Source organism: Streptomyces sp. 3330, from assembly GCF_031456635.1.
In the GTDB taxonomy this organism is placed as follows: Bacteria; Actinomycetota; Actinomycetes; order Streptomycetales; family Streptomycetaceae; genus Streptomyces.
Window position 1 is genome coordinate 264,415 of the sequence record NZ_JAVDVA010000003.1, and the last position, 19,937, is coordinate 284,351.

Consider the following 19,937-nt stretch of genomic DNA (forward strand, 5'->3'; position numbering starts at 1 on the left):
CTCCGGCCCGGTCAGCGGGTTCGCGGGCGGGCGGTCGTCCGTCCCGTGAACAGGCGTGCCTGTTCCTCGGTCGGCAGGTTCCCCAGCGAGATGAGATGCGGCGCCTGGGCGAAGGCCATCGCGCGGGCCGCCTCCTTCGCCGACCACAGCGCCCGCACGGTGCCCTGCACCCCGGCGGGGGGATACCCGGCGACGACGGCGGCGCAGGCGACGGCGGCGGCCGACGCCCCGCCGGCGTCGGTGAGTTCGGACACCAGCCCGACGTCGAAGGCGCGCCGGGCGGAGATCCGTTCCGCCGTCCCCATGAGCATCATCCGCGCGACCTCTCCGTACGGCATCCGCTGGGCCAGGAGCACCGACTCGTACGCGCTGACCATCCCGTAGGTGGTGTGCGGGTCGAAGAAGGCGGCGTCGGCGCCCGCGACGATGAACTCGCACTCCCCGAGCAGGTAGAAGGCGCCTCCGCAGGCCATCCCCTCCACGGCGGCGACGACCGGCTTCCACAGGTCGTTCGCCTTCGGGCCGACGGTGAGCAGCGGATCGTCCTGCATGTACGGGGAGCCGGGCTGCGGCACGACGGCGTCCCGGTCGAGGCCGGTGCAGAACGCCCGCCGCCCGGCCCCGGTGAGGACGACGGCCCGCACCGCGTCGTCGAACCGCAACTCCTGCCAGATGTGCCGCAGTTCGTGGACGGTGTCGAGGTCGAGGGCGTTCAGCCGGGCCGGCCGGTCGAGGGTGACGACGGCGACCCCGGTGTCCTTGTCGACGTCCAGCCGGACGCTCACGGCCGCTCCAGGATCCACTGCGGAAGCCCGGCGCCGTCGAAGACGACCTGTACCCGGGCGCCGATGCGGACCCGGTCGGGGGAGACCGAGTCGATCGGCGCCCCCGGTCCGCTCACCAGGTTGCCGACCATCCGGATGCGGGGCGCCTCGGCCAGCTCGACGAGGATCACGTTGTAGGGGGCGAGGGCCGCGTAGTCGGGCAGCAGGGGCGGATGCGGGACGACGTAGGACCAGATCCGGCCGCGCCCCGACGTCAGCCGCCACTCGCTCGCGAAGGACCGGCAGTGCGGGCAGCAGGGGCGGGGCGGGAACCGGGGTTCGCCGCAGTCGGCGCAGGCCTGGACGCGGAGTTCGCCCTGGGCGGCGTAGCGCCAGAACGGGGCGCCGTCGGCGTCGGTGACGGGGGTGAGCATCGCGGGATCAACTCCTCGGGGCGGTCAGTTCCTGAGCAGCAGGGCGGAGGTGGGGACGCCCTCGCCGGCGGTGACGAGGCAGGTCGCGGCGCCGGGCACCTGGGCGGTGCTGGTCCCGCGCAGCTGTTTGACGCCCTCGTTGATGAGGTTGAAACCGTGGACGTAGGCCTCGCTGAGCCCGCCCCCGCCGGTGTTGAGGGGCAGCCGTCCGCCGGTCTCCAGGGCCCCTCCCTCGGTGAACGCCCCGCCCTCTCCCCGGCCGCAGAACCCGTACCCCTCCAGGGAGAGCGGGACCAGGGGCGTGAAGGCGTCGTAGATCTGCGCGACGTCGACGTCGGACGGGGTGAGGTCGGCGTGCTTCCACAGGTGCCGGGCGGCCGCCCAGGCGGGGCCGGTGAGGGGGTCGTCGTTCCAGTAGTTGACCATGCCGTGGTGCTGGGCGGGCAGGCCCTGGGCGGCGGAGTGGACGTACACGGGTGCGCGGCGACAGTCCGCGGCCCGCTCGCTGCTCACGACCACGCACGCCAACGCCCCGTCCGTCTCCAGGCAGTTGTCGTACAGGCACAGGGGCTCGCTGATCCACCGGGACGACATGTACATCTCGCGGGTGAGCGGCCGTTCGTACATCACGGCGGCCGGGTTCTGGTTGGCGCGGTTGCGGCAGGCGAGGGCGACGTTGAAGAGGTGGTCGCGGGTGGCGCCGTACTCGTGCAGATAGCGGCGGGCGAGCATGGCTATCTCGTCGGCGGGCCGCAGCAGCCCGAAGGGCCGGGTCCACTGGGCGGGGGTGGGGAGCTGGACGGCCGTATCGGTCCACGGACGCGGCCCGGAGCCCCTCTTCCGCGACCGCCAGGCGACGCCCACCGTGGCCTGCCCGGCGGCGATGGCCGCGGCGAGGTGGGCGACGGTGGCGCAGGAACCGCCGCCGCCGAAGCCGGTCTTGCTGAAGAAGGTCAGGTCCCCGAATCCGACGGCCTTCGCCAGCTCGACCTCGTCCGTCTCCTCCATGGTGTAGGAGGCGAGGGCGTCGACCTCGCCGGGGGCGATCCCGGCGTCGTCGAGGGCGGCGAGCACGGCCCGGCAGGCGAGGGTCCGTTCGTCCTCCGGGAGGTGCTTGGCGAAGGGCGTCTGCCCGATGCCGACGATGGCCGTGGCGTCCTTGATTCCGGTCAGTCCGGGCATGCTGCACCCACCTCCGCACGGCGACAGTGCTGCTGACAGTCCGTCAGGTTACCGCTAATCTGACGGACAGTCAGCTAGTGGTCGGGTGGGGAGGCTGGTCATGCGCGGTGACATCGAGTGGGGGACGATCCCCGGCCTGGTCCGCTGGTCCGCCGAGCGGTACGCGACGACCGAGGCCGTGGTGGAGGGCCGCACCCGGATCTCGTACGCCGAGCTCGGCGCCCGCGTCGAACGCGCGGCGGCGGCCTGTCTGGCGAGCGGGGTGCGCGCGGGCGACCGCGTCGCCGTCTGGGCCCCGAACTCCCTGGACTGGATGGTGGCGGCGCTCGGGGCGGTGAGCGCGGGAGCGGTGCTCGTGCCCCTGAACACCCGCTTCAAGGGCGCGGAGGCGGCGGACGTGCTGCGCCGCAGCGGAACGCGTCTGCTGTTCGTGACGGGCGCCTTCCTCGGGACCTCGTACGTGGCGTCGCTGCGGCGGGCGGCGGCACACGGCCCCGGCGGCGGCCCGCTGCCCGGGCTGCCCGCGCTCGAACAGGTGGTGGTCCTCTCGGACGACGCCCCGGCGGACTTCCGGACCTGGAAGGACTTCCTGGCGGGCGGCGAGGGCGTCGGGACGGCGGAGGTCCGCGCGCGAGCGGACCGGGTGACCGGGGAGCGGCCCTCGGACATCGTCTTCACCTCGGGCACCACGGGCCGCCCCAAGGGCGCGGTGATCACCCACGCGCAGACCCTGCGGGCGTACGGGATCTGGACCGATCTGGCGGGACTGCGGCAGGACGACCGCTACCTGATCGTGAACCCCTTCTTCCACACCTTCGGCTACAAGGCGGGCGTGATCGCCTGTCTGATGCGGGGCGCGACGATGATCCCCCAGCCGGTGTTCAACGTGGACACGGTCCTCGCGAACGTGGCGGCGGAACGGGTGTCGGTGCTCCCCGGGCCGCCGACCCTGCACCAGTCGCTCCTGGACCACGCGTCCCGGGACAAGCACGACCTGTCGGCGCTGCGGCTGGTCGTCACGGGCGCGGCCGTGGTGCCGCTGCGGCTCGTCGAACGCCTGCGGGGCGAACTGGGCGTGGAGACCGTCCTGACGGCGTACGGCCTCTCGGAGGCGAGCGGCGTCGTCACGATGTGCCGCCGCGGGGACGACCCCACGGTCATCGCCTCGACGTCGGGCCGCGCGATCCCCGGCACCGAGGTGCGGGTGGACGCGTCACCGGGCGAACCCGGGGAGGTCCTGGTCCGGGGCTTCAACGTGATGCGCGGCTACTACGAGGACGAGACGGCGACGGCGGAGGCCCTGACGGAGGACGGCTGGCTGCGCACGGGTGACGTGGGCGTCCTGGACGCCTCCGGAAACCTGCGGATCACCGACCGCCTCAAGGACATGTTCATCGTCGGCGGCTTCAACGCCTACCCGGCGGAGATAGAGCAGCGCCTCGGCCTGCACCCGGACGTCGCCGACGTGGCCGTGATCGGCGTCCCGGATCCCCGGCTGGGCGAGGTGGGCAAGGCCTACGTGGTCCGGCGGCCGGGCGCGGTCTCCACGGCCGACGACCTGATCGCCTGGGCCCGGCGGGAGATGGCCAACTACAAGGTGCCGCGAGCGGTGGAGTTCGTGACCGCCCTGCCCCGCAACGCGAGCGGCAAGGTGGTGAAGGGGGAGCTGCGCTCCGGTTGACCGCGCGGCCCCCGGGCGCGCGGCGGCCGCGGCGGCTCCCCTCCGCGCCGCCGCGGCCGATCCCCGTCGACGTGGCGACGGGTGGTGCCTACTTGCCGCCCAGGTCCAGGGCGGGCGGGGCCGGAGCGTGGTTCTCCAGCGTGACGATCTTCTCCTCGGCGGCCGGCGCGGTCGTCTCGGTGTCCGGCGTGGCGGGCTTGGACAGGGCCGGCAGGATCGGCGCGTGGTTCTCCAGCGTGGTGATGTCCGCGGTGGCGTCCGTCGACTGCTTCTCGGTGCTGCTCATGTTCTGCTCCCCCTGGGAGTGTTCAAGTGAGTGAGGCGCCTCTGTCCGGCGATTCCCCCGAGTATCGCCGGACAGCGACATGTGCCGGAGCCCACCCCCCAGCGGGCTCGTCCGGTCCGTCCGCCCCCGAAGCGACGGACCGTGGAGCAGATCCTGCCAGGCGGTCATAAACGTTCGATGAACGCCACCGACGGGCATGTCACGACGCGTCCAGGGGTGCCAGCAGTCGGCGGACCTCGGCCGCCTCGGGCGCTCCCGACCGCTCCAGCAGGGCCAGGGCCTCCTGCCAGCAGGCTCGCGCCCGGTCCGACTGGCCGAGTGCGCGCAGGCTCCGGCCCAGCGCGTTCAGCACGCTGCCCCGGATGAGGTCACCGCCGATGAAGCCGATCGCCAGCGCCTGTTCGGCGTGCTGCGCGGCCTGCGCCGGACGGCGGTCGGCCAGGTGCAGCTGGGCGATGCGGAAGTGCGTGGTGCCCTCCCACAGGCGCTGCCGGTTGCTGCCGAACATCTCCAGCGCGTCGGAGAGCTGCACCAGGCCCTCGGAGAGCCGGCCGGCGCTGATCAGCGCGACCCCGAGCGCGTAACGGCCGTTGGCCAGCCGCAGGGTGAGTCCCAGTTGCTGGTAGATGTCCACGCCCTGCTGGGCCAGGGTGACCGCGTCGGCCGGGCGGTTCATCCGCTCGTAGAGCCGCGAGAGGTTGCACAGCGCGTTGGCCTCGCCCGGCCGGTTGCCGTCCGCCCGGTAGCCGTCCCTGGCGGTGGTGAGGAACTCCTCGGCCTCCTCGTAGCGGCCCTGGCCGAGGGCGATGATCCCCCGGTCCGTCGCCGCCCAGCTGACCGGCGTCGCGTCGTGCGCCGCCGTGGCGAGCTCGATCGCGCGCCGGGCCTCCTCGTCCGCCTCGGAGTAACGCCCGGCGGCCAGATGGACGTTGGACAGCGCCGTACGGGCGCGGCTCTCCGCTCGGACGTCGGCGGCCTCCTGCGCGGCGTCCCGCAGGGCCGAGGCCGCCCACTCGTACTGCTTCGCGTTCGCGCCCGACTCCGCCAGGTCCTTGGCGGCCCACAGGAGGTCGACGGCCCGGCGCAGCCCGCTGCCCGACTGCTGCTGCCGTGCGCACGCCAGCAGGCACTGCGCCTCGGCGAAGAGCCAGTCGAGGGCCTGGGTCCGCTCGTCGAAGGAGAGCCCCCGGTACGAGGTGGGCTCCAGGTGGACGACCGTGCGGTCCCCGGGCCGTTCGATCGCGTAGACGCCGGCCGCCGTCGCCAGATAGAAGTCCAGCAACCGCGACAGCGCCGCGTCGCGTTCGCCGGGCGGCTCGTCGCGGTCGGCGCAGGCACGCGCGTAGAGCCGTACCAGGTCGTGGAACCGGTAGCGGCCGGGCGCCGCCGATTCCAGCAGGGACGTGTCCACCAGGGACTCCAGCAGGTCCTCGGTGTCCTCCACCGGCAGGTCCAGGACCGCCGCGGCCGCCGCCAGGGAGGTGTCCGGGCCGTCCGCGAGGCCGAGCAGCCGGAACGCGCGCGCCTGGGCGGGCTCCAGGGCGCCGTAGCCGAGTTCGAAGGTCGCCTTCACCGCCAGGTCGCCCGCCTGGAGCTCGTCGAGCCGGCGCCGTTCGTCCGCCAGTTTGGCGGCGAGGACCGACACCGTCCAGGTGCGGCGGGCGGCCAGCCGGGAGGCCGCGATGCGGATCGCCAGCGGCAGGAAGCCGCACGCCGCCACCACGTCCAGCGCGGCCTTGCGCTCCGCCGCCACCCGCTCCTCGCCGACGATCCGGGTGAAGAGGGCGAGGGCCTCCTCGGGGGACATCACGTCCAGGTCGACGAGATGCGCTCCCGCCAGGTCCACCATCCGCACCCGCGACGTGACCAGTGCCGCGCAGCCCTCCGTGCCCGGCAGCAGGGGGCGTATCTGGGCCGCGTCCTTCGCGTTGTCCAGCAGCACCAGCACCCGGCGGCCGTCCAGCACCGAGCGGTACAGCGCCGCCCGCTCCTCCAGGGAGTCCGGGATCGCCGAGTCCGCCGTGCCCAGGGCCCGCAGGAACGACCCGAGGACCGTCTCCGGCTCCGCCGACCGCGGTCCCGCGCCCTGGAGATCGACGTACAGCTGCCCGTCGGGGAAGGCCGGACGGGCCCGGTGGGCCACGTGCACGGCGAGGGTCGTCTTGCCCACGCCCCCGATGCCCGCGAGCGCGGACACCGCCATCACCCGGCCGCCCCCGTCCGCGCCGTCACCGGCGCGCGCGAGCACCTCGCTCAGTTCCCGCACGAAGGCGGAGCGGCCCGTGAAGTCGGGCACGGTGGCCGGGAGCTGCGCGGGCCGGACCCGGACCACCGCCGGTTCCGCGACCGGCGCCGACGGCTCCGCGAGCTCCGGGTCGGCCTGGAGGATGCGGTGCTGCAACTGCCGCAGCCCGGCGCGCGGATCCACCCCCAGTTCCTCCGCCAGCAGCCGCCGGGTGTCCGCGTACACCGCGAGCGCCTCCGCCTGCCGGCCGCTGCGGTACAGCGCCAGCATCAGCAGTTCGCGCAGCCGCTCGCGCAGCGGGTACGCCGCGGTGAGCGCGGTCAGTTCGGAGACGGCCTCGGCGTGGCAGCCCTGCTCCAGGTCCATGTCCAGCCGGGACTCCAGCAGCCCCAGCCGCCATTCCTCCAGCCGGACGCGCTGGGCCTCCGCGTACGGCCCGGGGACGCCCGCCAGCGCCTCCCCGTCCCACAGCCCCAGCGTCCGGTTCAGCACCTCGCGGGCGTGGGACAGGTCGCCCGCGCTGCGGGCCTTCTCCGCCTCCGCCGCCCAGTCCTGCGCCACCGCCAGGTCCAGCGCGCCCTCGGCCAGACCGCGCACCGCGTAGCCGCCCGACTCGCTCACCAGGACGCCCGGGTCGAGCACCTTGCGCAGCCGGGAGGCGTAGGTCCGCACCGCCGCCAGCGCCTGCGACGGGGACTCCTCGCCCCACAGCGCGTCGATCAGCTCGGCGGCCGTCGCCGTACGGCCCTCGCGCAGCAACAGGGCGGCCAGCAGCGCGCGTTGCTGCGGTGAACCGGTGGCCAGCGGCTCGTCGCCGCGGCGTGCGCGCACCGGTCCGAGCACGTCGAAGCGCAGCGTCGCCGGCTCCTCGGGAGAGCCGGGCCGTCTCTGCTCCGGCACACGCGGTTCGCGGTGTCCTACCCGGTCGTCCATCAGGGCTCCCCTTAGGCATCCGAATCAAGGACCTGTCCGGCCGGTCACACCGCGGGCGCGGGGTCCGGCACGCACGTCCGCGGCGTTGTCGTCGGCCGCCGACGCTCCGCGTCGACGCCCTCCTCCGCCGTGCGACCGCGCGCACCGGGCCCCACTCGCCGGCGCTGCTTCGGCGCCGTCACTCTCCCGTGAGGTGATCGGCCGGACAGGTCCTAGGCCAGTTTGCCCTGTCCATGCCGGAACCGTCAGCTTCCCCGGGGGGTGCGCGGGAGTCCACACGTCCCACACATCCGATGCGCACACATCCCCACAGAGCCGATCGAGTCCGGCCCGCACCCGATAGCTGACGATCCGTCAGATCGGCGCTACCGTGCCCCCATGGAGAACGCACTGGAGACCGCGAAGACCGAGAAGGCCACGGAGAACCTCCCGCTGATCATCTCCGTCGACGACCACACCGTGGAGCCGAGCACCGTCTGGCAGGACCGCCTCCCGAAGAAGCACCTCGACACCGGACCCCGCGTCGTCCGGGCCCCGCTGAAGGAGATGACCTTCCTCGGCGGCCGCTTCAAGCCCGTCATGGGCGAGCCCGGCGACGACGGCCCGATCGGCGACTGGTGGGTCTACGAGGACCTGCACCGTCCCCTCACCCGCCTGGACACCGCCGTCGGCTACAGCCGGGACGAGATCAAGCTGGAGGTCATCACCTACGAGCAGATGCGCCCGGGGTCCTACGACGTCCCGTCCCGCCTCGCCGACATGGACGTCAACCACGTCCAGTCCGCCGTCTGCTTCCCCACCTTCCCCCGCTTCTGCGGCCAGACCTTCACCGAGGCCGCCGACCACGACCTGGGCCTGCTGTGCGTGCGCGCCTACAACGACTGGATGGTGGAGGAGTGGTGCGGCCCGCAGGCGCGGGGCCGGCTGATCCCGCTCACCCTGATCCCGCTCTGGGACGCCGAACTGGCCGCGGCGGAGGTCCGGCGCAACGCCGCCCGCGGGGTCCGCGCGGTCGCCTTCTCCGAGATACCCCCGCACCTCGGGCTGCCCTCCGTCCACACCGACGACTGGGACCCCTTCCTCGCCGCCTGCGACGAGACCGGCACGGTCGTGGCCATGCACATCGGCTCCAGCAGCCGGATGCCCTCCACCTCCGCCGACGCGCCGCCCGCCGTCGGCTCCACCATCACCTTCGCCAACTGCTGCTTCTCGATGGTCGACTGGCTGATGAGCGGCAAGTTCGAGCGCTTCCCGAACCTGAAGGTGATGTACGCGGAGGGCCAGATCGGCTGGATCCCCTACATCCTGGAGCGCGCCGACGTGGTGTGGGAGGAGAACCGGGGCTGGGGCGGTGTCGCGGACAAGGTCCACCGTCCCCCGTCCGAGCTGTTCGCCGACCACGTCTACGGCTGCTTCTTCGACGACGCCTTCGGCCTGCGCAACCTCGACTCCGTCGGCGTCGGCAACGTCCTCTACGAGACCGACTACCCGCACTCCGACTCCACCTGGCCTAAGTCGCGCGAGGTCGGCGAGGCGCAGATGGGCCACCTCGCGCCGGACGTGGTGGAGCGGATCGTGCGCGGCAACGCGATCGAGCTGCTGGGGCTGACCCCGGACGGTCTCTGGAGCCCGCGGTGAGCCTCGACTACGGCATCCAGCTCCCGGTCCAGTCCCAGTCCACGCTCTACGCCGAACCCTGGGAGGCGGACGGGGGCCCCGCCGACCTCGTGGAGGCCGCCCGGGCCGCCGACCGGGCCGGCTTCGCCTATGTCGCCGTCTGCGACCACGTGGCGATCCCGCACCGGCTGGCCGAGGCCATGAGCACGGTCTGGTACGACCCCGTCGCCACCCTCGCCCACCTGGCGGCGGTGACCGAACGCGTCCGGCTGCTCGCGCACGTCGCCGTCGTCGGCCTGCGCCACCCGCTGGCCACCGCCAAGCAGTACGCGACCCTCGACCACCTCAGCGGCGGCCGGCTGATCCTCGGCGTCGGAGCCGGTCACGTACGGGAGGAGTTCGAGGCGCTGGGGGCGGACTTCGAGCGGCGGGGCGCCGTCCTCGACGAGACGATCGACGCGCTGCGCGCCGCGCTCGGACCCGACGAGTTCCCCACGCACCACGGCAAGACGTACGACTTCGAGGGGCTCGGGCAGCGGCCCCGGCCGGCCCAGGCGCGGGTGCCGCTCTGGGTCGGCGGCTCCTCCCCGGCCGCCGTCCGCAGGGCCGCCCTCAAGGGCGACGGCTGGCTGCCCCAGGGCGACCCGAGGGACCGGCTGCCCGCGCAGATCGAGACGCTGCGGCGGCTCCGGGGGGACGGCCCGCCGCTCACCGTCGGCGCCATCACCGAGCCGCTCTACGTCGGCGCTCCCCGCTGGGAGGTGGGCCGCCGCACCCTCACCGGGCCGCCGGAGGCCCTCGCCGAGTCGCTGCGGGCCTACGGGGCGATGGGCGTCCACCAGATCCAGGTGCGCTTCCGCTGCCGCGGCCGTACCGAACTCACCGACCAGATCGCCCGGTTCGGCGCCGAGGTGGGACCGCTGCTCGACGGCCCCTCCTCGTGAGGCGCGCCCGCGCGCGAGGACCGTCCTCTCCCGGCGCATGCATCTGACGGTTCGTCAGATACGGCGCTACGATGCTGAGCTCCACCGATGCGAAGGGAGCCGGCATGGGCAAGCTCGACGGACGGGTGGTCCTCGTCACCGGATCGGCGCGCGGCCAGGGCGAGCAGGAGGCACGGCTGTTCCGCGAGGAGGGCGCCGAGGTCGTCGTCGCCGACGTGCTCGACGAGCAGGGGCGGGCGCTCGCCGAGGAGATCGGCGCCCTGTACGTCCACCTCGACGTGGGGGTGGAGGAGGAGTGGGCCGCGGCGGTGCGGGAGGCCAAGCGGGCGTACGGCCGTCTCGACGGACTCGTCAACAACGCCGGCATCCTGCGCTTCAACGCGCTCGTCGACACCCCCCTCGACGAGTTCATGCAGGTCGTGCGGGTCAACCAGGTCGGCTGCTTCCTGGGCATCCGCACCGCCGCGCCGGAGCTGTCCGACGGCGGCACCATCGTCAACACCGCCTCCTACACCGGGCTCACCGGCATGGCGGCCGTGGGCGCCTACGCGGCGACCAAGCACGCCGTGCTCGGCCTCACCCGGGTCGCCGCCCTGGAGCTGGCGCCCCGCCGCATCCGGGTCAACGCGGTCTGTCCCGGGGCCGTGGACACCGCCATGTCCAACCCGTCCCGGCTGGAGCCGGGCGCCGACCCCGAGGAGACGACCCGGGCCCTCGACTCCCTCTACCGCAAGCTCGTCCCCCTGGGCCGGATCGGCCGCGCGGACGAGGTGGCCCGGCTCGCCCTCTTCCTCACCTCGGAGGACTCGTCGTACATCACCGGGCAGCCCTTCGTGATCGACGGGGGATGGCTGGCGGGCGTTTCGGTCATCTGACTGTTCGTCAGGTATTGACCATACGGGAGCCCGGTGCCACAGTCGGCGGCATCCGCTGAATCTGACGAACCGTCAGTTAACCGCGATCCAGGAACCGGGACGGTGAACCTCCGTGGAATTCGGGCTCTTTGTACAGGGGTACGTGGGCAAGCGCGCCGAGACCGATCCGCTCGCCGAGCACAAGGCGCTGATGGAGGAGACCGAGTACGTCATCCAGGCGGACAGGTCCGGCTTCAAGTACGCCTGGGCGTCCGAGCACCACTTCCTGGAGGAGTACTCGCACCTCTCCGCCAACGACGTCTTCCTCGGCTACCTCGCCCACGCGACCGACCGCATCCACCTCGGGTCGGGCATCTTCAACCCGCTCGCCCAGGTCAACCATCCGGTGAAGGTCGCCGAGAAGGTCGCCATGCTCGACCATCTCACCGGCAACCGCTTCGAGTTCGGCAGCGGACGCGGCGCCGGCTCGCACGAGATCCTCGGCTTTCTCCCCGGCATCACCGACATGAACCACACGAAGGAGATCTGGGAGGAGACCATCGCCGAGTTCCCGAAGATGTGGCTCCAGGACGAGTACGTCGGCTTCCAGGGCAAGCACTGGCAGCTGCCGCCGCGCAAGATCCTGCCCAAGCCCTACGGGAAGTCGCACCCGGCGATGTGGTACGCGGCCGGATCGCCGCCCTCGTACGCCATGGCCGCCCGCAAAGGCCTCGGGGTGCTCGGCTTCAGCATCCAGAAGGTGTCCGACATGGAGTGGGTGCTGGAGCAGTACAAGACGGCGGTGGTGAACGCCGAGCCGATCGGCGACTTCGTCAACGACAACGTGATGGTGACGACGACGGCGATCTGCGCGCCGACGCACGACGAGGCGATCCGGATCGCCGTCGAGGGCGGACTGCACTACCTGCCCTCGCTGGTGTTCCGCTACCACGACACCTTCCCCCGGCCCGAGGGCTTCCCGGTCTGGCCGGAGACGCTGCCCGAGTACAACGCCGAGTTCGTCGAACTCCTCGTCGAGGAGGAACTGTTGATCTGCGGCGACCCCGACGAGGTGCTGCGGCAGTGCAAGCGGTGGGAGCAGGCGGGCGCGGACCAGCTGTCCTTCGGGCTGCCGGTGGGGGTGCCGAAGGAGGAGACGCTCCAGACCATCCGGCTGATCGGCGAGCAGGTCATTCCGAAGATCGACACGGATCCCGTCCATCGCACGACGCGGTTCCGGCAAGGGGCGTAGTCGCTGTCGCGGACCTGCGGGCGCCTGGTCGTCCCGGGGTGCGGGTCGCCGGGCGGCCGCGGGTCCGTCGTGGCCGGTCGCGCAGTTCCCCGCGCCCCCGGCCGGGAAGGCCCGACGCATTTCGAGGAGTCACCATGCTTGATCACGTCATCAAGGGCGCGACCGTCGTCGACGGGACGGGTGTGCCCGGGTTCGTCGGCGACGTCGGGATCCGGGACGGGCGGATCGCCGTCGTCGGCCGGGTCACCGAAGAGGCGCGGACCGGCGAGGACGCGCACGGGCTCGTCCTCGCCCCCGGGTTCGTCGATCCGCACACGCACTACGACGCCCAGCTGTTCTGGGACCCGTACGCCACCCCGTCGCTGAACCACGGGGTGACCACGGTCGCGGCGGGGAACTGCGGGTTCACGCTCGCGCCGCTGAACCCGGAGCGTCCCGAGGACGCCGACTACACCCGTCGGATGATGTCCAAGGTGGAGGGCATGTCCCTGGTCGCGCTGGAGGAGGGGGCGCCCTGGAGCTGGCACGGCTTCGGGGAGTACCTGGACGCGCTGGAGGGACGGATCGCCGTCAACGCCGGGTTCATGGTGGGGCACTGCGCGCTGCGCCGGTACGTGATGGGCCCGGACGCGGTCGGCGGGCAGCCGACCGCGGAGCAGCTGGCCGACATCGTCCGGCTGCTGCACGAGGCCATGGACGCGGGCGCGTGGGGATTCTCGACCACGCAGTCCTCGACCCACTCCGACGGGGACGGACAGCCGGTCGCCTCCCGGCACGCCCGGCCGGAGGAACTGCTCGCGCTGTCCCGGGCCGTCGGCGAGCACGAGGGCACCCAGATCGAGGCCATCGTGGCGGGCTGCCTCGACCAGTTCAGCGACGCCGAGATCGATCTGTTCGCGGAGATGAGCGCGGCCGCCGGGCGGCCCCTGAACTGGAACGTCCTCACCATCGACGCGGCCGTCCCGGAACGCGTGCCCCGGCAGCTCATGGCGAGCGAACGCGCGCGGAAGGCCGGCGGCCGGGTCGTCGCGCTGACCATGCCGATCCTCACGCCGATGAACATGTCCCTGGGCACGTTCTGCGCGCTGAACCTCATCCCCGGGTGGGGACCGGTCCTCGGACTGCCGGTGCCGGAGCGGATCGAGCGGCTGCGGGACCCGGAGGTGCGGGCGGAGCTGCTGCGGCGCGCGGGCTCCAAGGAGGCAGGGGTCTTCCGGCGGCTGACGAACTTCGGGCGCTACGTCATCGGCGACACCTACAGCGCGGCGAACGAGGGGCTCACCGGCCGGGTCGTGCGCGACATCGCCGCCGAACGCGGCCTCGACCCCTTCGCCTGTCTGGTCGAGATCTGCGCCGCCGACGACCTGCGCACGGTCCTGTGGCCCATGCCGACGGACAACGACCCCGACTCCTGGGCGCTGCGGGCGGACACCTGGAACCACGAGGACGTCCTGCTCGGCGGCTCCGACGCGGGCGCGCACCTGGACCGGATGTGCGGGGCGCCGTACACCACGCGCTTCCTCGGCGACTGCCTGCGCGGCCGGAGGCTGACCGGCCTGGAGCAGGCGGTGAAGATGCTGACGGACGATCCGGCGCGGCTGTTCGGCCTCCGGGAGAGGGGCCGGATCCAGCAGGGCTGGCATGCGGACCTGGTCCTGTTCGACCCGGAGCGGATCGACGCCGGCAAGGCCACCCTGGTGCACGACCTGCCGGGCGACAGCCCGCGGCTCGACTCGAAGGCGATCGGCGTGCGGGCGGTCTGGGTCAACGGCGTCGCGGCCATCCGGGACGACGTGGTGACGGGCGCCGTCCCGGGCCGGGTGCTGCGCTCGGGGCGGGACACCAGGACGGTGAGCACCAGGTGACCGACGGGACCGGCCGTGCCGACGCGGGCGACGGCGGTGGGCAGAGGCTGTTCGTCGGCGGCGCCTGGGTGGAGCCGGGCGACGGGCACTACGAGGTCCTCGACCCGGCGACCGAGGCGGTCGTCGGCCTGGCCCCGGAGGCCTCCCGGGAGCAGGTGCGCGCGGCCTGCGCGGCGGCCCGCGAGGCCTTCGGGCCGTGGTCGCGCACCCCGCCCGAGGAAAGGGCGGCGGTCCTCGGCCGGGCGGCCGACATCATGCGCGCCCGGCTGCTGCCGTACGCCGAGCTGGCCCAGGCCGAGACCGGCGCCACGACCGGCACCGCGCGCGGGATGCAGGTCGGGGTCGCGGTGGCCCGCTTCCGGCGCTACGCGCGCGTGGAGCCCGCCGAGTGGCCGATCGCGCCCCAGGTCAACGAGGCCGGTCCGATGGGGAGGGCGGGCGTGATGGGCGCGATCGCCGTACGGCAGCCGGTCGGGGTCGTCACCTGCGTCACCTCCTACAACAACCCCTGGGCGAACCCGGCCGGCAAGGTCGCCCCCGCTCTCGCCATGGGCAACACGGTGGTCGTGAAACCGGCCCCGCAGGACCCCCTGTCCGTCTACCGGATGGCGGAGGCGCTGGAGGCGGCGGGCGTGCCGCGCGGGGTGGTGAACGTCGTCTCCGGGCGCGCCGTCGGGATCGGCGAGACGGCGGTGTCGTCGCCGGACGTCGACATGGTGAGCTTCACCGGCTCGACGGCCGTCGGGCAGCGCATCGCCGAGGTGTGCGGCCGGGACATGCGGCGCCAGCTGATGGAGCTGGGCGGGAAGGGCGCGGCGGTCGTGTTCGACGACGCGGACCTCGCCTCGGCGGTGGCCGGCATCGGCACCACGTTCTCCTTCTACAGCGGCCAGATCTGCACCGCCCCGACACGGGTGCTGGCCCAGCGCGGGGTCTACGACCGGCTGGTGGAGCGACTCGCCGCCTACGCGGGCCGGCTCGCCGTGGGCGATCCCCGGGACCCGGACACGGTGGTCGGCCCGGTGATCTCGGCCGCCCACCGGGACCGGGTGGAGTCGTACGTCGAACTCGGCCGCAAGGAAGGGGCGGTGGTCGTCGCCGGTGGCGAACGCCCGCCGCTGGACAGGGGCTTCTTCGTCGCCCCTACCCTTCTCGCCGACTGCACGAACGACATGCGGGTGGCCCGGGAGGAGATCTTCGGCCCGGTGGTCACCGTCGTCCCCTTCGACGAGGAGGAGGAGGGCGTCGCCCTGGCCAACGACAGCGACTACGGCCTGATCGACTACGTCTGGTCGGCGGACGTGGCCCGGGCCTTCCGGGTCGCCCGGCGGCTCCGGGCGGGCGGCGTCGGGGTCAACACGGTGGGCCGCAACATGGAGGCGCCGTTCGGGGGCTTCAAGAAGAGCGGCGTCGGGCGGGACGTCGGTTCCTACGCGCTGCACGCGTACAGCGAGGTGCAGGCGATCGTGTGGCCCGGGTGAGAACGTCCGCAGGGGCGGGGCCGCTTGCCCTTCGAGCCCCGCGGGCCGGCCTCGGCGTGCAGAGCGCGGGGCGCCGGAGAGCCGAGTTCCGCCGACGGGCCCGCCCCGTCCAGGTCTCCACGGTGGACGGCAGCGCCGTGACCGCCGCCGTCAGCTCGCCCGAACGGCCCGCGGACGATCCCGGGCGGCCGCCGTGCGTACGGCTCCTCCCGCCCGGCCGAGGGCCCGCGCGCGTCAGTCGTCCAGGTCCACCCGGACGGTGAGCAGGCCCGTCCCCAGGGCCCGGACGGCCGCGCTGTTGCCCCGGGGCAGCGTGCGCAGACGGGCCACCGGGTCGTCGTCGGGCAGCAGCCGGGCGGTGCCCGAGTGCCACCGCCCGCCCAGCCGCACCCGCACCCGCGGATCGGCCTTGATGTTGCGGACGTACTGCGACCGCTCGCCGAACTCCGAGACCAGCCAGAAGACATCGCCGACCCGGCGGCCGCCCAGCGGGGTGCGCCGGGGCAGACCGGAGACGCGTCCGGTGGTCTCCAGAAGCGTGTGGAACGGCAGGCGGCGCATGAGGGGGTTGGCGACGTACCGCTGGAAGGCGGTGGTCGCGCGGAAACGGAGGTCGCTGGAACGGGCCATGATCCGTGGGACTCCTTCGCGCCCGGGTTTGTTGCTTCAATGGTCCCCGACGCCGTCGGCGTGACGAGAGCGGGTGGCTGCACATGCGCGTGGTGACCTGGAACCTGTGGTGGCGCTTCGGCCCCTGGCGGGAACGCCAGAAGGCCATCCTGGCCGTACTGCGCGAGCTGGACCCCGACGTGGTCGGCCTCCAGGAGGTCTGGGCGGCCGGCGCCGAGAACCTCGCCGTGTGGCTGGCCGACGAACTCGGCCTGCACTGCGCCTGGGCTCCGTCACCGGCCCCCGAACGCTGGCGCAAGCGGATCGAGGACCCCGACGCCGGATCGGTCGACATCGGCAACGCGGTGCTGAGCCGCTGGCCGGTGGTGGAACGGGAGACGCTGCTGCTGCCCGCGCCCCCCGACCTGGCGGACGGCCGTGCGGCCCTCTACGCCCGCGTGGCCGCCCCCTCCTTCGACATCCCCTTCTTCACCACCCACCTCACCTCGGCCGGACACGCCTCGGCGGTGCGCCGCGCGCAGGTCACCGCCCTCGCGGAACTCGTCGCCCGGCACCGCCACGGCACGCCCTTCCCGCCCGTCGTCACCGGCGACTTCAACGCCTGGCCGGACTCCGACGAGGTGCGCCTCTTCGGCGGGACGAGGACCGCTCCGGCCGTCCCCGGACAGGTCCTGCTCGACGCCTGGGACTACGCCGACCCGACCGCCCCCGCCGCCACCTGGAGCCCGGAGAACCCGTACGCGGCCCGTGTGCTGGAACCCGCCGTCCGCATCGACTACATCCACGTGGGCCCGCCCGGCCCGGTCGGCGAGGGCCACGTCCGGCACGTCCGGCGGGCGGGCCACGGCCCCGTGGACGGGGTCTGGCCCTCGGACCACGCGGCGGTGGTCGCGGACCTGGCGGAGGAGGAGACGGTGCTCGTCTAGGCCGTCCGGCCCGCCGGGCCCGTGCCGAACGCCCGGGAGACGGAGAGGCTGTCCTCGTACACGTGGTGCCGGGTGACCAGACCGTCCTCGACCGTGAGGTGCAGCGCGAACCGGGCGCGATAGGCCCGCCCGGTGGAGCGGGCGGTCTGCCGGATCTCGCCGAGCACGACCGCGTCGTCACCGTCGACCAGGACGCGTTCGATCTCCGTGGCCGCCTCCCCGGGCACATGGTGCTCGGCCAGCTCGCGGTAGTGGGCGGCGGCCTCGGCGCGGGTGGCGCGGCGCCGGATCCACGGGGTGGCGCTCCGCGCCCGGCCGTGCTCGGCCTCCGGCCAGTCCAGCTTCCAGTCGCTGCGCTCGGCGTACAGCTCCGCGATGCGCTCGGGGTCCCCTTCGCCGATCCGGCGCAGCAGTTCCCTCACCACGGCGCGGGCCGTCGTGGGCGTGGCTGAGGACACGGTGGATCCCTTCGGCGCGAGGCCGCGTCCCGCTGACGCGACCGGGCCGCCATCATCACCGGCGGCCGCGGTCCCGCGCGATTACCTCACGGGTAACGGCCGCCGTGACGCGAGGAGTTGAACGTCCGGCCGCTTTCCCCGGCCGGGTGCGACCGTCCTTCGGCCTGTCGCCGCAGGGTGTCCGTCCACGCGTCCCGCGTACGCCGCCGCTCCCGTGTGCAGCCGCGCGCCCGGTCTTCCGTGCGGACGGCCGGTATCCGTACATGGACGCGTCGGCGGGCGGGAAACTCCGACAGGTGACCTGATCCGCCGGGTTCCTGCCGTCGCCGTCCGTCACGTCCGCGTCCGAGAGGGAGGGTGCGCGCTGGTCCTGCACGTGGTGGTGATGGCCGCGTGGCCGGAGCGGCGGTACCTGTTCGCGGAGTACTGCCGGGCGCTCCCGCCGCATCCGGCCGAGGCCGCCCTCGACGCCGGGCAGCGCGCACGGTTCGACCGGGCCATGGCCTACCGCACGCCGCCGGAGCCGGACAGATGGCCGCTGGACACCCCGGGCGCGTTCTGACCCGATGCCGACCAGTCGGTATGGACAGGCGATCGTTCCGCAGGTAGAGATGAGAACGTCGCCCGCGACGACGCCGTCGAAAGAGCCGCACGCAGCGAAAGGCCCGCCATGCGCATCGCCGTCACGATCTTCCTCACCGACGAGACGATCACCCCCACCCGCCTCGCCCGTGAGCTGGAGCAGCGCGGGTTCGCCGGGCTCTATCTGCCCGAGCACACGCACATCCCCGTCGAGCGCACCAGCCCCTACCCGGCCGGCGGCGACCTGCCCCGCGAGTACGGCCGCACCCTCGACCCCTTCGTCGCCCTCGGCCAGGCGGCGGCGGTGACGCGGACGCTGGGCCTGGGCACCGGCATCACGCTCGTCGCCCAGCACGACCCGATCGACCTCGCCAAGCAGGTCGCCACCGTCGACCACCTGTCGGGCGGCCGCCTCACCCTCGGCCTCGGCTACGGCTGGAACGTGGAGGAGGCCGCCGACCACGGCGTCGAGTGGCGCACCCGGCGCGAGCTGGTCCGCGACCGGATGCGGCTGATGCAGGCCCTGTGGGCGGAGGAGCCGACGGCGTACGAGGGCGAGTACGGCAGCGTCCGCGCCAGCACGGCGTACCCCAAGCCCGTGCAGAAGCCGCGCGGGCCGGTCGCCGGCCCCCGCACCCTCGTCGGCGGCGCCGCGGGCCCGAAGCTGTTCGCGCACATCGCCGAGTACGCCGACGGCTGGCTGCCGATCGGCGGCCGCGGCCTCTCCGAGGCGCTCCCGGTGCTGCGCGCGGCGTGGGCGGACGCGGGCCGCGAGCCGGACGCCCTGCAGGTCGTGCCGTACGCCGTCCACCCGTCCCCGGGCAAGCTGGCGTACTACGCCGGGCTGGGCGTCGAGGAGGTCGTGGTGCAGCTGCCGCCCGTGGGGGAGGCGGAGGTGCTGCGCGCCCTGGACGAGTTCACGCCGTATCTCTAGGAGCCGTTCGCCCTTGCCGACGGCCCGAAGTCGGGCGCCCGCAGCTCTTCCCCGGCGGGTTCGTCGTCGCCCTGCCGCCAGTCCGGGTCCACGGCGCAGGGCGTGGAGGCGCCGCCGGTGAAGTACTCGCGGTCCGCGAACCACTGGAAGGACACGCGTTCGTCGCCGTCCGCGCGCGAGGCGAACAGGTCCCAGAGGTCCCCGGAGACGTTCTCCCGGTAGGTGGTGACGTCCCAGCCGGTGTCCTCGAGATGGTCGCGCAGCCGGCGCATGCCGGGGATCGCCTGCTCGGCGGTGACGTGGTCGAGCGCCCAGCTGTGGCTGACGCGGTAGGCGCCGCCGATGAACTCGTCGGTCAGCCCGCCCCGGTAGCAGTGGTCCGTGCCGATCGTGTTCTCGGTGGAGACCCCGAGCTGTTCGACGCCGGGCCTGATGGTGCGGGTGAACCCGAGGACGTCGTAGGCCTCCCGGGAGCGGTCGACGGTGCGGTCCACCCTCTCCTCGGGCGCGACGCGCGGGAAGTCCGACGCGTCCTTCGTCACCACGGCGAGCCAGCCGAGGAACGTGAGGACGAGGAGCAGCGGCACGGCGACGAGCACCGCGCAGCCGATGCCGAGGGACCGCGCGGCGGTGCGGCCGGCCGGTGCGGGTGCGGGGACGGGCGTGGGTGCGGTGGTGATCTCCTCGGGCATGGGGCGACCGTAGGCCGGCCGGGGTGCGCGGGACATCGGTACCGCCGCGCACGGGGGATGGGTACGCGTACTCAGAGTCCGGGCGACCGGCGTGCGGGCCGGGACCCCGGCTCCACCGCCCGTCCCGCCCCGGGCGGATCCCGCCACAAGCTCGGAAAACGTGATCGTATGCTCGGA

18 protein-coding genes are annotated in these 19,937 nt (G+C 73.5%); 10 read left to right on the forward strand and 8 right to left on the reverse strand.

Features of this window, described 5'->3' with window-relative positions; genetic code table 11:
- Positions 1-11 precede the first annotated feature (11 nt).
- From J2X68_RS07115 to J2X68_RS07125, 3 genes are read right to left on the reverse strand one after another with little or no spacing between them, the layout of a single operon-like run.
- Positions 12-785 (reverse strand): enoyl-CoA hydratase/isomerase family protein, encoded by a 774-nt coding sequence (locus tag J2X68_RS07115; protein WP_310431582.1) that lies wholly within the window; start codon positions 783-785, stop codon positions 12-14.
- Positions 782-1,198, reverse strand: coding sequence for an OB-fold domain-containing protein (locus J2X68_RS07120; protein WP_310431583.1), 417 nt, complete (start codon positions 1,196-1,198; stop codon positions 782-784). Before J2X68_RS07120 ends, J2X68_RS07115 begins: the two co-directional genes overlap by 4 nt.
- Positions 1,199-1,222: 24 nt before the next feature.
- Positions 1,223-2,380, reverse strand: a complete 1,158-nt coding sequence (locus J2X68_RS07125) for a lipid-transfer protein (protein WP_310431584.1) — start codon at positions 2,378-2,380, stop codon at positions 1,223-1,225.
- 100 nt (positions 2,381-2,480) lie between these two features.
- Between J2X68_RS07125 and J2X68_RS07130 the strand changes: the two genes are divergently transcribed.
- Positions 2,481-4,061: a FadD3 family acyl-CoA ligase gene (locus J2X68_RS07130; RefSeq protein ID WP_310431585.1), complete on the forward strand. Its 1,581-nt coding sequence runs from the start codon at positions 2,481-2,483 to the stop codon at positions 4,059-4,061.
- 88 nt (positions 4,062-4,149) lie between these two features.
- Here J2X68_RS07130 and J2X68_RS07135 read toward each other — a convergent pair whose 3' ends face one another.
- A complete protein-coding gene (locus tag J2X68_RS07135) occupies positions 4,150-4,347 on the reverse strand; it encodes a hypothetical protein (protein ID WP_310431586.1) in 198 nt (65 codons plus the stop codon).
- Positions 4,348-4,546: 199 nt separating this feature from the next.
- A complete protein-coding gene (locus tag J2X68_RS07140; RefSeq protein WP_310431587.1) occupies positions 4,547-7,525 on the reverse strand; it encodes a BTAD domain-containing putative transcriptional regulator in 2,979 nt (992 codons plus the stop codon).
- Positions 7,526-7,903: 378 nt separating this feature from the next.
- On the opposite strand from J2X68_RS07140, the gene J2X68_RS07145 reads away from it, so the two are divergent.
- From J2X68_RS07145 to J2X68_RS07170, 6 genes are all read left to right on the forward strand, one after another.
- A complete protein-coding gene (locus tag J2X68_RS07145) occupies positions 7,904-9,163 on the forward strand; it encodes an amidohydrolase family protein (RefSeq protein ID WP_310431588.1) in 1,260 nt (419 codons plus the stop codon).
- Entirely contained in the window at positions 9,160-10,086 is a 927-nt protein-coding gene (locus J2X68_RS07150; RefSeq protein ID WP_310431589.1) for an LLM class F420-dependent oxidoreductase, read from the forward strand. The genes J2X68_RS07145 and J2X68_RS07150 overlap by 4 nt, the downstream gene beginning before the upstream one ends.
- Before the next feature lie 104 nt (positions 10,087-10,190).
- Positions 10,191-10,961 carry an SDR family oxidoreductase gene (locus tag J2X68_RS07155; protein ID WP_310431590.1) on the forward strand — a complete coding sequence of 257 codons (771 nt, stop codon included), beginning with the start codon at positions 10,191-10,193 and terminating at the stop codon, positions 10,959-10,961.
- A 112-nt stretch (positions 10,962-11,073) separates the two neighbouring features.
- A complete protein-coding gene (locus J2X68_RS07160; protein WP_399039440.1) occupies positions 11,074-12,192 on the forward strand; it encodes an LLM class flavin-dependent oxidoreductase in 1,119 nt (372 codons plus the stop codon).
- 134 nt (positions 12,193-12,326) lie between these two features.
- A complete protein-coding gene (locus tag J2X68_RS07165) occupies positions 12,327-14,057 on the forward strand; it encodes a D-aminoacylase (protein WP_310431591.1) in 1,731 nt (576 codons plus the stop codon).
- Positions 14,054-15,538 carry an aldehyde dehydrogenase family protein gene (locus tag J2X68_RS07170; protein ID WP_310431592.1) on the forward strand — a complete coding sequence of 495 codons (1,485 nt, stop codon included), beginning with the start codon at positions 14,054-14,056 and terminating at the stop codon, positions 15,536-15,538. Before J2X68_RS07165 ends, J2X68_RS07170 begins: the two co-directional genes overlap by 4 nt.
- Positions 15,539-15,772: 234 nt before the next feature.
- Here J2X68_RS07170 and J2X68_RS07175 read toward each other — a convergent pair whose 3' ends face one another.
- On the reverse strand, positions 15,773-16,168 hold the full coding sequence (locus J2X68_RS07175; RefSeq protein WP_310431593.1) for a nitroreductase/quinone reductase family protein: 396 nt from the start codon (positions 16,166-16,168) through the stop codon (positions 15,773-15,775).
- 83 nt (positions 16,169-16,251) lie between these two features.
- Here J2X68_RS07175 and J2X68_RS07180 point away from each other — a divergent pair, with 83 nt between their 5' ends.
- Complete coding sequence (locus tag J2X68_RS07180) at positions 16,252-17,094, forward strand: endonuclease/exonuclease/phosphatase family protein (protein WP_310431594.1); 843 nt, start codon at positions 16,252-16,254, stop codon at positions 17,092-17,094.
- Here the strand turns inward: J2X68_RS07180 and J2X68_RS07185 are convergent.
- The gene (locus J2X68_RS07185; protein WP_310431595.1) at positions 17,091-17,552 is read right to left on the reverse strand and encodes a nuclear transport factor 2 family protein; all 462 of its coding nucleotides are present in this window, start codon (positions 17,550-17,552) and stop codon (positions 17,091-17,093) included. The genes J2X68_RS07180 and J2X68_RS07185 overlap by 4 nt on opposite strands.
- A 385-nt stretch (positions 17,553-17,937) precedes the next feature.
- Here J2X68_RS07185 and J2X68_RS07190 point away from each other — a divergent pair, with 385 nt between their 5' ends.
- The gene (locus J2X68_RS07190) at positions 17,938-18,114 is read left to right on the forward strand and encodes a hypothetical protein (protein WP_310431596.1); all 177 of its coding nucleotides are present in this window, start codon (positions 17,938-17,940) and stop codon (positions 18,112-18,114) included.
- Between the two features lie 108 nt (positions 18,115-18,222).
- Positions 18,223-19,068, forward strand: coding sequence for an LLM class F420-dependent oxidoreductase (locus J2X68_RS07195; RefSeq protein ID WP_310431597.1), 846 nt, complete (start codon positions 18,223-18,225; stop codon positions 19,066-19,068).
- On the opposite strand, the gene J2X68_RS07200 is transcribed toward J2X68_RS07195, so the two are convergent.
- Positions 19,065-19,760: a hypothetical protein gene (locus tag J2X68_RS07200; protein WP_310431598.1), complete on the reverse strand. Its 696-nt coding sequence runs from the start codon at positions 19,758-19,760 to the stop codon at positions 19,065-19,067. The two genes, J2X68_RS07195 and J2X68_RS07200, sit on opposite strands and share 4 nt — an antisense overlap.
- Positions 19,761-19,937: the final 177 nt, after the last annotated feature.